This window comes from Pseudomonas sp. 30_B (genome assembly GCF_017491605.1).
Taxonomy (GTDB): Bacteria; Pseudomonadota; Gammaproteobacteria; order Pseudomonadales; family Pseudomonadaceae; genus Pseudomonas.
This window is the reverse complement of the sequence record NZ_JAFGYY010000020.1, coordinates 69,282-81,414: the sequence shown is the minus strand read 5'-3', so window position 1 is coordinate 81,414 and position 12,133 is coordinate 69,282. Positions and strand designations below refer to the sequence as shown.

The following is a 12,133-nucleotide window of genomic DNA, read 5'->3' as shown; positions in this document are numbered from 1 at the left end:
TTCGCCCCCTCGGGCGAGTCCCTTTTGGGGCCCAAAAGGAACCAAAAGGCCTTGCCCCTGCATCCGGTTTTTCGCTTAGGCGAAAAATACCCTCGCTCCATCGGAGTTTCAGGGGCCCGCGTCGACGGGCCATCCCTGGCCCGACGACGCTCTCGCGGCATCCATGCCGCTCAACCCCTGAAACTCCGATTCCGCTCGGCCTCCTGAAGGGGCGCTCCGGAGCGAGCGGAGATTTCTCTGGAAGTCCCCAAGAGCTACAGGCGGAACAAAGCGCCCGGCGTGAGATGGGTTGGTTCCCGTAGGAGCGGACCTTGTCCGCGAAGCTCTTGTAAAAAGCATCGCGGATAAATCCGCTCCTACAGGGAAAGGCAGATGCTGTGCGCCTGCGTAGGAGCGGACTCTGTCCGCGATGCTCTTGCTCTTCGCAGGGCGAATAACGCGCAGGCCTGCCCAATAAAAAACGCCGCGATTCCCACTGGAATCGCGGCGTTTTCCTTGAAGCCGTACTACGGCAGATACCGGAGACTCGAACCCGATCAGTACACCGGCAACTCGATCCCTTCGAACAGCTCATCCAGCTCGGTCTTGTTGTGGCACTGCACGGCCTTGGACAGCAGGTCGCGGGTCAGGTGGGGGGCGAACTTCTCGATGAAGTCGCACATGAAGCCGCGCAGAAAGGTCCCGCGACGGAAACCGATCTTGGTCACGCTGGACTCGAACAGGTGGCTGGCGTCGAGCATCACCAGGTCGCTGTCGAGCTTCGGATCGACCGCCATGTGCGCGACGATGCCCACGCCCAGGCCCAGGCGCACATAGGTCTTGATCACGTCGGCGTCGGCGGCGGTGAACACCACCTTCGGCACCAGGCCGCGCTGGTTGAAGGCCTCGTCCAGCTTGGAGCGGCCAGTGAAGCCGAATACGTAGGTGACGATGGGCTGCTCGGCAAGCAGTTCCAGGGTCAGCTTCGGTACCTTGGTCAGCGGGTGGCCCTGGGGCACGATCACGCAGCGGTTCCAGCGGTAGCACGGCATCATGATCAGGTCGCCGAACAGCTCCAGCGCCTCGGTGGCGATGGCGAAGTCGACGGTGCCGTCGGCAGCCATTTCGGCGATCTGCATCGGCGTGCCCTGGTGCATGTGCAGGGAAACGTCCGGGTACTGCTTGATGAAGCCGCTGATCACGCCCGGCAGCGCATAACGCGCCTGGGTGTGGGTGGTGGCGATGGACAGCGTGCCCTTCTTCTCGTTGGAGAACTCCTGGGCGATCTGCTTGATGCTCTCGACCTTGCGCAGGATCTCGCCGGCGGTATTGATGATGCGCTCGCCGGCCGGGGTGACGCGGGTGAGGTGCTTGCCGCTGCGGGCGAAGACTTCGACACCCAGCTCGTCTTCGAGCAGGCGGATCTGCTTGCTGATGCCGGGCTGGGAGGTATACAGGCTTTGAGCAGTGGCCGAGACGTTCAGGTCGTGGTGCGCGACTTCCCAGATATAGCGCAGTTGCTGAAGCTTCATGGAATTTCCTCGGAAAGAATGTCGCGACCCGCGATCAGGGCTTATGGTTTTATAACCATATTAATGGTTTAAGGAATAAAACTAGACGTTTTTTTTAGCCCTGCATGCCATTCGTCTAAAGCCTTACGGACATTCAGGGTTTACCCGACGCATTGTCACACCGCGCTCAGCGATGCAGGAGCATCGGCACCAGGTACACCGGCACCTCTGCCAATTGCACCAGACGCCCTGCGGTGCGCCCCAGCGGCGTATTCAGCCCCTCCCCGTGGCTGTGGCTGCCGGCCACTATCAGGTCCACCCCCAGACGCCGCGCTTCATCGAGGATCACCATGGGCGGGTCCCCCTGAATGACCCGCACGGAATGGATCAGCTCGGCATCCTGACGCGGCTCCCCCAGCTCGTCGCGGAACCCTTCCATCACGCGCTGCTCGATGCTGCCCATCACGTTGGCCAGGCCATTGGCGCGCATTTCCTTGAGCGTGTTTTCGTCCAGATAGGTTTGCAGCACCGACTCGGCGAACAGCCCGAGCGGCTCCACCGCGTGCACCACATACAACTGGACCCCATAGGCCCGCGCCAGCGAGAGGGCATGCTGGAGAACATAAGGTGCATAAAGACCAAGGTCGGTGGCGTAAAGAATCGATCGGATCATGCGGCCTCCTACTGCCTGCACGGCGGGCCTATCAGCAGCGTAGCAGCAGAACGCGAGGTGCTCCGCAGGGACCGTATATCGGGGCCTGGCGGCTATCCGGCGGTTTGCTTTTCGTTGCTCACGCCGTGCGGAACGTGGCCGGTAGCCACTACCTCGCGGGCCTTCTCGCAATGCCCCGCCTGGTCATCGAAGAACACGTCGGCGGCGAAGGCTTCGAGGAATGCGGCCTTATCCAGGCCGCCGAGGAACAGCGATTCGTCGAGACGGATATCCCACTCGCGCAACGTGCGGATCACCCGTTCGTGGGCCGGCGCCGAGCGGGCGGTGACCAGTGCCGTGCGGATCGGGCAGGACTCCTGCGGGAACGCCTGTTGCACCCGGTTGAGCGCAGCGAGGAAGGGCTTGAACGGACCGCCGCCCAGCGGCTCGCGGGCGGATTCGCGCTCATGGGTCTGGAACGCTTCCAGCCCGCCCTGCTGGTAGACGCGCTCGGAGTCGTCGGAAAACAGCACCGCATCGCCGTCGAAGGCGAAACGCAGCTCGCCATTGCTCTCGCGCCGGGTGCCGCCGGAGAGAATGGTGGCGGCGGCGAAACCGGCCTCCAGCGCATTGCGCACGTCGTCGATGTGAGTGGAGAGGAACAGATGGCAGTTGAACGCCTTCAGGTACGGATACGGGCTGCGGCCACCGACGAAGGCGGCGCGGGAAATGCCCAGGCCGTAGTGCTGGATCGAGTTGAACACGCGCAGGCCGGTATCGGCGCTGTTGCGCGAGACCAGGATGACCTCCACCGGCGCGCTGTCGGAGTCGCCGTTGAGCGCCAGCAGCTTCTGCACCAGGGCGAAGGCATCGCCCGGTGGCAGCACCTCGTCCTCGCGGGCGATCTGGTACTGCCGATAGGCTTCGACGCCCTCGCGCTCATACACCTGGTGGCTCTCACGCAGGTCGAACAGCGCCCGCGAGGAAATCGCCACCACCAGCTTGTCGCCCAGCCCCTTCGCCATGTCGCTCTCCGATGATGCGGCTCAACGAGCCTGGTTGCGCGCGTCGATGAAGCGCAGGGCGCGGTACAGCGCCTCGATCTTCGGCATCGCACACCCTGCCTCGCGTGCAGCCTCGAGTGGCGCGGCATAGATCGCACCCAGCTCCAGCGGACGGCACTGCGCAAAGTCGTGGTACATGCTCGGCAGGTAGTCCGGCATGGCGTCGGTCGAGGCCACCATCGCGCCGACGATGTTCGGCGGCAACGCATGGCCACAGGCTTTCGCGCCCGCCACCACCTCCTCCATCAACTCGGCCACCAACGCCCGGCTGTCGGGATTGTCCATGATCGCCCGGGTGCCGCTGTCGAGCAGCACCGAGAGACCGTTATAGGGAATGTTCCACACCAGTTTCTGCCAGCGCGCATGCTCAAGGCTGGGCATGGCGTTGGAGCCCAGCTCGGCGCTCTGGAACAGCCCGACGCCCTCCTCGACTATCGCCGCGCGCGCCTGCTCGTCTACAGCAGGGCCCGAGTGATAACCGATGTTCACCGCGCCGAAGGCCTGGTGCTCGATGACACCCGGCGCGCTGCGGTGCACGCAGATGAAGCAGAGACCGCCCAGCAGATGCAGGTGATCGGGCAGCAACGCCCGCAGTTCGTCCTCGACCGCCAGGCCATTCTGCAGCAGCAGGACCTTGGCGCCACGGGAGGCCGCCCGGGCGATCAGGGGCGCCAGGCTGGCATTGCTGGTGGTTTTGGCGCCGACCAGCAGCCAGTCACAGGGCGGCATGTGCTCGACATCGTCATAGGCATTCACCGGCGCCAGGCGCAGTTCGCCATGCACCTGACTGTTCAGGCGCAGACCGTTCTCCGCCACTGCCGGGTATTCGCTGCGCAGCAGGAAATGCACGTCATGGCCGGCGCGGGCCAGCATCAGGCCATAGAAACCGCCGATGGCGCCGGTTCCAATGATGCCGATTCGCAGATTCATCAAGGTAACTCCTCAGCCGGGCGCGACAGTCCGGCGCGCAGGGCTTCGATCAGGGATTCGGGGCGCAGGGCGGCATGGACCGGGCCGAGGAAGTGGCCGTCGCGCACCAGGAACATCGCCGGGAGGTGGAATACGCCGTAGCGCGTCACCAGACCGCCGCTGCGGCCGGCGTCGATCCAGCACAGGCGGTCCACGGGCAGGCCGAATTCCGGCAGCTTCGCCCGCGCCCAGCGGCAGGAGGAGCAACCCTCGCTGGTGAACACCAGCAGCGATGTGCCCGACAGGGAAAGCAGCCGACGGTCGGCGTCCAGGTCGGTCAGCTCCAGCGCCGGCACTATACTCAAATGGCCAATACTAGAAAGATTGCGGTCGGAGCATTCCGTCATGCGGCAGTTCCTGCGTCACCCCTGTGACCTTCCGGTTGAGCTGGTCATTCGCAAACAGACCTTCCTGCCGCGCCAGCGCCTGCACAATATCAGCCTCGGCGGTGTGGCGTGCAACTCGCCGCGGGGCTTTCGCCGTGGCACCTCCATCGAGCTGCGCATTCCCCTGCTGGGCGACTCGGCGCGCTATCCGGGCGTGGTGGCCTGGAGCCGCAAGCAGAACGACGACTACCTGGTGGGCATTGCCTTCATCGACGAAGACACGCTGTTCCGCGCCCGCATGGTCGAGCAGGTGTGCCAGATAGAGCGCTATCGGCGCCAACGCGAGCATGAAACCGGCAGCACGCTGTCATTCGAGGAACTCGCCCTGGAATGGATCGCGCGCAACGCCGCTGACTTCCCATTGTTTTGCGCACTCTGACGCCACTCGCGCAGAAAGTCGCGCAAATGCCCGTGGTCCGGGCATTTTCCTGCCAAAGGCCATTGTCGAGCCAGCGTCGGACCGGTTAAGGTTCGGGTTCCCCTTAGCGAATATCTGCCTGAGCCCCATCGCACGGGGATTCCTGGCGGCCGGCACCCGTGACCTGATTGAGTACCACGATGGCTGATTTACAGATCGACGACCTTAACGTTGCCTCCAACGAGACCCTGATCACGCCGGAGCAGCTCAAGCGCGAAATCCCCCTGACCGACGCCGCCCTGCGCACCGTCGCCCACGGCCGCCAGGTCGTCCGCGACATTCTCGACGGCAAGGACCACCGCCTGTTCGTGGTGATCGGCCCCTGCTCGATCCACGACATCAAGGCCGCCCACGAATACGCCGAGCGCCTGAAGGTGCTGGCCGCGGAAGTCTCCGACACCCTGTTCCTGGTGATGCGCGTGTACTTCGAGAAGCCGCGCACCACCGTCGGCTGGAAAGGCCTGATCAACGACCCCTACCTGGACGACTCCTTCAAGATCCAGGACGGCCTGCACATCGGTCGCCAGCTGCTGCGCGACCTCGCCGAGATGGGCCTGCCCACCGCCACCGAGGCGCTCGACCCGATCTCCCCGCAGTACCTGCAGGACCTGATCAGCTGGTCGGCCATCGGCGCGCGCACCACTGAATCCCAGACCCACCGAGAGATGGCCTCCGGCCTGTCCTCGGCGGTCGGTTTCAAGAACGGCACCGACGGCAGCCTGACCGTGGCGATCAACGCCCTGCAGTCTGTCTCCAGCCCGCACCGTTTCCTCGGCATCAACCAGCTGGGCGGCGTGTCCATCGTCACCACCAAGGGCAACCCCTATGGTCACGTGGTACTGCGCGGCGGCAACGGCAAGCCGAACTATGACTCGGTCAGCGTTGCCCTGTGCGAGCAGGAGCTGAACAAGGCGAAGATTCCGCTGAACATCATGGTCGACTGCAGCCACGCCAACTCCAACAAGGACCCGGCCCTGCAGCCACTGGTGATGGACAACGTCGCCAACCAGATCGCCGAAGGCAACAACTCCATCGTCGGCCTGATGGTGGAAAGCCACCTGAACTGGGGCAACCAGTCGATCCCGAAGGACCTGTGCCAGCTGCAGTACGGCGTATCCGTCACCGATGCCTGCATCGACTGGGACGCCACCGAGAAAGCCGTGCGCAGCATGCACGCCAAGCTCAAGGACGTCCTGCCCAAGCGTCAGCGCGGCTGAGGTTTGCGGTAATGAAAAAGCCGGGCATTGCCCGGCTTTTTTACGCCTTCACGATCGCTGCCTGGGCTGGGAATCTGCAGGAGCGAGATTGCTCGCGAACCGCCCAGCCAAGGAGTTTCGAGTAACTCCGTTCGCGAGCAAGCTCGCTCCTACAACAAAAAGCCGCCCAAGAAAAAGCCCCGCATCCGCGGGGCTTTCCATGTCTGTGGCTATCAGAGCGCGGTATCGGTATGCCGCTGGCGGCGCTCCAGGTAGCGCTCCACGTAGGAGCACGACGGGATCACGCTGTAGCCCTTGCGCTCGGCGTACTGCAGGGCGTGTTCGGTGAGAGCGGCGGCAATACCACGGCCACGCAAAGTGTCCGGAACGAAGGTGCGGTAAATGTCGAGCGTCTGTTTGCCCAGATCCATATAGGCCAGATAGGCGCGATGGCCATCCACCGTCGTGACGAACTGGTGGCTGGTTTCATCGTGATGGATGGACAACGACTCACTCACTTGCTCTCTCCTTCTGGGGCCTCACAACATGACCCGCACCTGATTGATCTTGTTCAGGCGGAGGAACATTTCCGCCGAGCCTGTCCCTAACAGGACAGTGATATAGGCTCGACCGTTCTCCACCTTGTGCAGCACACCCTGGTAATAGGCACCATCAAACGTGATGAACTGCAGGCGCTTGCCGGTGTACTGGGCAAGGCTGTCAACATTAACGAACTCATATTGCTGCGTTCTAGGCTTCGACTCAACCGTTTCTTCAGCCGAAACCATTTGAAGGTCGTTTTCAGGAGTGATTTTGTGCTTGAGAGGATCGACCCAGGTGAAACCCAACGGCGTCACCGCCTCCTGGTTGACCAGGACGCTCGGACGCAGCATCCCGATCACATCCTTGGGCTCGAAGAACTGTAGACCATCCCAGGCCATCCCCTCGGTCGGGGTCAGCTCGACGCGCAGCGAACGGGGATCGCTCAGGTAGCGGCCATAGGCATCGAGCACCGGCTTGTCCAGCGCGATGCGCTGCTGGCGCAGGGCCTGGTCGAACTTTTCCAGCGACAGCGCCACGTAGGCCTTCTGGTCGAGGCCGAGCTTGCCACGGCAGAACTCGGTGACCCGGCGCTGGTACTGGTTGTCGTCCATCTCCACGGTGACCTGCTCGATTCGTGGCGGGTTCACGCGCATGTCGCCCGGACGTTCGGACACATTCATCAGCAACATGCTCAGGTGCAGGTCCAGCATGTCGCGGGCGTCGTTGCGCAGGCTGAAGCTGAGCTTCTGCGCACCGGGCTCGAAGCGGTAGGAGAATTCGAGGTCCGATTGCAGGGTGCGATAGCCCATCTGCAGCAATTCATCGACACCGATGTTGCGAACGTCGCCGCAAGCCACTTCGCTCATCGCGGTGAAGGCGCTCTTCTCGGCGGGCACGGCATACAGCTGCTGCACGAACGGGCCGGCCACCTCCAGCTCGACACCCTGCAGCTCCAGCGCCAACTGCTCGGGCAGCTTGCGCTCGGCCAGGCGCTCCTTGAAGCTCAGCAGTTCCCGCAAGCCATCGAACTTCAACTGGGCATGGGCAACCTTGAGGCTGTCCCGCGCCACGGGCACCTTGATCACCACGTTCTTGAGACCGACCCGGCCGTCGAAGGACGAGGAAATGCCGCCGTAGCTGATCTCCATCATCGGCGACAACTGTGCGATCGCATCGTTGACGATGCTGCGCACGGACAGCCACAACGACGCCTTGATGATCAGGGCGACGGCGACCAGGGCGAGGAATATCCATTTGACCAGTTTCGACATGGGGCGGTCCTTGCGAGAGCGGGGGCATCACGGGCAATAGTGGCAGCTTAACAGCACTGTCGAATGCCCTCCACGACGGCTTCCCGGAAATGTGTGCGAATCCCCACAGAGCCCGGATTACGGGTGACTCACCGGTCAGCCAAAGTGCTTTACGCACGCTCCCCCCGTCAGTATGTTCTGGCCCACTTCCAACCAAGGACTACCGCCATGAGTGAGCTGATCACCTACCAACTCGAAGACGGCATCGCCACCCTGACCCTGAGCAACGGCAAGGTGAACGCGATCTCCCCCGCCGTCATCGAGGCCTTCAACCAGGCGCTGGATCAGGCGGAACAGGATCGGGCGGTGGTCATCGTTACCGGCCAGCCGGGCATCCTCTCCGGCGGTTACGACCTGAAGGTGATGACCTCCGGCCCGGAAAACGCCGTGAGCCTGGTAGCCGCCGGTTCCACCCTGGCGCGCCGCATGCTTTCCCACCCCTACCCGGTCATCGTCGCCTGCACCGGCCATGCGGTGGCCAAGGGTGCTTTCATCCTGCTCTCGGCGGACTACCGGATCGGCGTCGACGGCCCGTTCCAGATCGGCCTCAACGAAGTCGCCATCGGCATGACCATGCACCACGTGGGCATCGAACTGGCCCGCGACCGCCTGCGTCGCTCGGCCTTCACCCGCTCGGTGATCAACGCCGAGATGTTCAACCCCCGCGATGCCGTGGACGCCGGCTTCCTCGACAAGGTGGTAGCGGCCGAGCAACTGCAGGAAGCGGCCCTGGAAGCGGCACGCCACCTGAAGAAGCTCAACATGACCGCCCACCGCAACACCAAGCTGAAGGTGCGCAAGCAGTTGCTGGAGACCCTCGACCGCGCCATCGAGCAGGACAAGCAGCACCTCGCCTGAGGTCAACGCTGAAGAAAAGCCCGGCCCCGCGCCGGGCTTTTTTCTGCCCGCATCGTTCATTGCTCGGGCCAACTATTACGTTTTTGTAAATACTGATTAATCCGTATCGCTATTTTTTAAAAATTATTGCGCATTAACCTATGGATGAACCCAAAGCAACACCATCGGAGGTGTTCACCATGAAACTCAACGTTATCGCCGCTACCGTCTTCGCCGCTGTCACTGCCCTCGCCGCCCAGGCCAGCTTCGCCGAAGAATCCCCGCTGATGCAGAACCGCATGCTGGAGCTGACCCAGAGCGCCCAGCAGCAAGTGACCGAGCAGGCGGCCAGCCACACCGTGGAAGCCACTGCCAAGCAAGGCTGACTCCGCCCCCGCCCGCTGCAGGTGACACCATGCCGTCCAGCCCTGTGCGAAAAGCCCGGCTTGTGGCCGGGCTTATCAAGGGCGACGGGGTGTCCTCACTCGGCTGCAGCCACACCCTTGCGGTAGACCACCACTGCGCCCCGCGGGTCGTCCAGGCAGCGCTCCATCAACAGCGTCCAGCCCGCCCCGCCGTTCGCCAGGCAAGGCCGTACCACGCGGCTCGCCATGCCGGTATCGGGCAAACGCCTTCAGGCAAGGCCCGACGTGCTCCAGCTTCGCCTTCGCCGGGCGCCTCCCGAGCCCCCATTAATTTCCCTGATACACGAAAGCAACCGGCTTCGTTATTCAGCCGGCAGGGCGACAGCGACACTGAGCCATCGTTTCCACCCGCCCGGATCGCCACCATGAATCGCCAAGCCCACCGCTACGCTCGCAACGGCGCCCTTGCCGTCCTGGGGCTCTACACCATGGTGATCCTGGTCGTCATGGCACTGGCCGCCGGCTACGACAGCGCCCGCCGCGCACCGGTGGACAACATCGACCGAAGCGGACTCTTCACCCGCATCAACCAGGCGCTGCCGGTGGCCTTGCAGGGCCTGCAGAACTCCCTTCGCCCTCACTCCTGAGCCTTCCGGCTGGCGCAGCCGGCCAGCTTGTCCAACACTGTTCGCGTGAGCGTCTGCGTCGTGGGGCGAACCGCCCCGCGCGCCAGCCAGTTGCGGGGGTCACCATGGGCCGTGTCATTGCATCCGCCGTCTACAGCAAGGGCCGCAAGGTCTCCGATATTCCCCTGGAGGACGGTTATCGCTGGGCCTGCCAACCCGATCATTTTGTCTGGACGGGGTTGCAGGAGCCGACACCGGAAGAAATGTTCAACCTGCAGCGGCAGTTCAACCTGCACGAACTGGCCGTCTCCGACGCCCTGGAAAAGCACAGCCGGCCTAAGCTGGAGACCTTCGGCGATGCGCTGTTCATGGTGATCTATTCGCCAATCCGCGCCGACAGCCGACTGATGTTCGTGGAGACCCACCTGTTCGCCGGCGTCGGCTACATCATCAGCGCCCGCCACGGTTTCTCGCAGTCCTACGCTCAGGTGCGCCAGCGCTGCGAAGCGCGACCGTTGCTGCTGGCCCACGGCACCGACTTCGTGCTCTATGCCCTGCTCGACTTCGTCGTCAGCAACTACGAGCCGGTGGTGGAAGCCATCCGCGGGGAAATCGAGGAAGTGGAGCAGCAGGTGCTGCGCAAGTCGCTGACCCAGGAGCAGATCGAGAAGATCTACGGCCTGCGCCGCGAGGTGCTCAGGCTCAAGCACTATGCCGCGCCCATGGTGGAGATCTGCCAGGAGCTGCAACGCCTGGACTTCCCCTTCATCGACAAGCAGATGCGCCCCTACTTCCGCGACGTGGCGATCCACGTGAATCGCCTGCTGGAAGACCTCACCACCCTGCGCGACGTGGCCACCCAGACCATCGAGGTGGGGCTGGCGCTGGAGTCTTCACGGCAGAGCGTGGTGCAGCGCAAGTTCGCCGCCTGGGCGGCGATCCTCGCCTTTCCCACGGCGGTGGCCGGCATCTACGGGATGAACTTCGAATACATTCCGGAGTTGCACTGGCACTACGGCTACTTCCTGGTCATGGGGTTGCTGGTGCTGGGTTGCGTCGGGTTGTACATCAGCTTCAAGCAGGCGGAGTGGCTCTGAGGCCTGGCCGGCCTCGCGGCCGGATCGCGGGTATGGCCCGCTCCTACAAGGACGACGCGGCAATATCCGGCGATCGTAGGAGCGGACCTTGTCCGCGAAATCCGTCGCGGCGGAATGCGCGCCCTCCGGAAGGACGCCTCAGCATGACGCCAGAACCCGTAGGAGCGGGCCATGCCCGCGATGGCGCCGAAAGGCGCAACCACACAAACGAAAACGCCGCTCGATTGAGCGGCGCTTTCATTCGACACAGTCGCAATCAGGCAGCGTTCTGCTTCTTCTCGCGGCCCTGCTGCACGAAGCGCATCATCCACTCGCCCACGGCAGTGCCCTGGTGCGGACGAACGAGGCTGTCGATGCCGGACTGGAATACCGGCTCGCTGAACACGTGCTTGCGCAGTTCGAGGATCGCCTGGGAGTAATCGCTCTGGAACTCCGGGTGGCCCTGGAAGCACAGCACCTGGTCGCCAATGGCGTAGGCGGCGTTCGGGCAGAAATCGCTCGACGCGATACGGCGCGCGCCGTGGGGCAGTTCGGTGACCTGGTCCTGGTGGCTGACCAGCAGGGTCAGGCCATCGCCCGGCGCCGGGCTCATCCACTCCGGCTGCTCCTCGATGCGGTAGTCGTGGATACCCACGCCCCAGCCCTGACTGGCGCGCTCGGCCTTGCCGCCCAGCACCAGGGCCAGCAACTGGTGGCCGAAGCACACGCCCAGCAGCTTGTCGCCACGCTGGTATCGCTCCAGCACATAGTCCTTGAGCTTCTGGATCCAGGGGTCGTCGCCGAAGGAGTCCGCCTTGCTGCCTGTCACCAGGTAGGCGTCGTACTTCTCATCGTCGGGCGGGTAATGCCCTTCCACCACGTTGTAGACCTTGAACTCGGCCGGAACGGGTTGCTTGGCGAACAGTTGCTGGAACATCCAGCCATAGCCTTTGTACTGGTCGATCAGCTCGGGGCGGAGGATGTCGGTTTCCAGAATGCAGATGTGCAACGACATGCAGGGGTGATTCCTGGGGGGTTAGCGGCTGATAAGAATGGTTTTCCTGGCACTGATGAAACGCGCGTGAAAATTACGCCCATTTTTTTCACCGCACAAGATGCCGAAGACGATTCTTGTGCAGGAATTTCAGGGGAAATACCGGAAAACCCGTCACCCTTCAATTGCGTGGACGCACAAGGGTGA

The 12,133-nt window shown here is 63.3% G+C and carries 14 protein-coding genes; 6 read left to right on the top strand and 8 right to left on the bottom strand.

Translation table 11 applies throughout. The features are described from left to right. Positions 1-536 precede the first annotated feature (536 nt). The 5 genes from cysB to J5M67_RS20570 form a co-directional block, all read right to left on the bottom strand. The gene (gene cysB / locus J5M67_RS20590; RefSeq protein WP_207887173.1) at positions 537-1,511 is read right to left on the bottom strand and encodes an HTH-type transcriptional regulator CysB; all 975 of its coding nucleotides are present in this window, start codon (positions 1,509-1,511) and stop codon (positions 537-539) included. Between the two features lie 166 nt (positions 1,512-1,677). Continuing rightward, a complete protein-coding gene (locus tag J5M67_RS20585) occupies positions 1,678-2,163 on the bottom strand; it encodes a universal stress protein (protein ID WP_207887172.1) in 486 nt (161 codons plus the stop codon). Positions 2,164-2,255: 92 nt separating this feature from the next. Beyond that, complete coding sequence (locus J5M67_RS20580) at positions 2,256-3,167, bottom strand: 5'-nucleotidase (protein WP_207887171.1); 912 nt, start codon at positions 3,165-3,167, stop codon at positions 2,256-2,258. A 21-nt stretch (positions 3,168-3,188) separates the two neighbouring features. Continuing rightward, a complete protein-coding gene (locus J5M67_RS20575; RefSeq protein ID WP_207887170.1) occupies positions 3,189-4,136 on the bottom strand; it encodes a putative 2-dehydropantoate 2-reductase in 948 nt (315 codons plus the stop codon). Beyond that, complete coding sequence (locus tag J5M67_RS20570; RefSeq protein WP_207887169.1) at positions 4,136-4,522, bottom strand: thioredoxin; 387 nt, start codon at positions 4,520-4,522, stop codon at positions 4,136-4,138. The genes J5M67_RS20575 and J5M67_RS20570 overlap by 1 nt, the downstream gene beginning before the upstream one ends. Between J5M67_RS20570 and J5M67_RS20565 the strand changes: the two genes are divergently transcribed. Together J5M67_RS20565 and J5M67_RS20560 are read left to right on the top strand one after the other, a co-directional pair. After that, positions 4,521-4,940: a PilZ domain-containing protein gene (locus J5M67_RS20565; RefSeq protein ID WP_207887168.1), complete on the top strand. Its 420-nt coding sequence runs from the start codon at positions 4,521-4,523 to the stop codon at positions 4,938-4,940. The two genes, J5M67_RS20570 and J5M67_RS20565, sit on opposite strands and share 2 nt — an antisense overlap. A gap of 179 nt (positions 4,941-5,119) precedes the next feature. Beyond that, positions 5,120-6,196 carry a 3-deoxy-7-phosphoheptulonate synthase gene (locus tag J5M67_RS20560; RefSeq protein ID WP_207887167.1) on the top strand — a complete coding sequence of 359 codons (1,077 nt, stop codon included), beginning with the start codon at positions 5,120-5,122 and terminating at the stop codon, positions 6,194-6,196. A gap of 212 nt (positions 6,197-6,408) precedes the next feature. On the opposite strand, the gene J5M67_RS20555 is transcribed toward J5M67_RS20560, so the two are convergent. Continuing rightward, positions 6,409-6,693 carry a GNAT family N-acetyltransferase gene (locus tag J5M67_RS20555; RefSeq protein ID WP_152222548.1) on the bottom strand — a complete coding sequence of 95 codons (285 nt, stop codon included), beginning with the start codon at positions 6,691-6,693 and terminating at the stop codon, positions 6,409-6,411. 21 nt (positions 6,694-6,714) lie between these two features. Next, positions 6,715-7,989, bottom strand: coding sequence for a hypothetical protein (locus tag J5M67_RS20550; RefSeq protein WP_207887166.1), 1,275 nt, complete (start codon positions 7,987-7,989; stop codon positions 6,715-6,717). A 207-nt stretch (positions 7,990-8,196) separates the two neighbouring features. Here J5M67_RS20550 and J5M67_RS20545 point away from each other — a divergent pair, with 207 nt between their 5' ends. The 4 genes from J5M67_RS20545 (at position 8,197) to J5M67_RS20530 (ending at position 10,953) form a co-directional block, all read left to right on the top strand. Further along, the gene (locus J5M67_RS20545) at positions 8,197-8,886 is read left to right on the top strand and encodes a crotonase/enoyl-CoA hydratase family protein (RefSeq protein WP_207887165.1); all 690 of its coding nucleotides are present in this window, start codon (positions 8,197-8,199) and stop codon (positions 8,884-8,886) included. Positions 8,887-9,065: 179 nt separating this feature from the next. Beyond that, positions 9,066-9,251, top strand: coding sequence for a hypothetical protein (locus J5M67_RS20540; protein WP_207887164.1), 186 nt, complete (start codon positions 9,066-9,068; stop codon positions 9,249-9,251). A 404-nt stretch (positions 9,252-9,655) separates the two neighbouring features. Beyond that, entirely contained in the window at positions 9,656-9,877 is a 222-nt protein-coding gene (locus tag J5M67_RS20535) for a hypothetical protein (protein WP_207887163.1), read from the top strand. A gap of 104 nt (positions 9,878-9,981) precedes the next feature. Continuing rightward, positions 9,982-10,953 carry a magnesium and cobalt transport protein CorA gene (locus J5M67_RS20530; protein ID WP_207887162.1) on the top strand — a complete coding sequence of 324 codons (972 nt, stop codon included), beginning with the start codon at positions 9,982-9,984 and terminating at the stop codon, positions 10,951-10,953. Positions 10,954-11,209: 256 nt separating this feature from the next. Here J5M67_RS20530 and J5M67_RS20525 read toward each other — a convergent pair whose 3' ends face one another. Next, positions 11,210-11,947: an amidotransferase gene (locus J5M67_RS20525; RefSeq protein ID WP_207887161.1), complete on the bottom strand. Its 738-nt coding sequence runs from the start codon at positions 11,945-11,947 to the stop codon at positions 11,210-11,212. Positions 11,948-12,133: the final 186 nt, after the last annotated feature.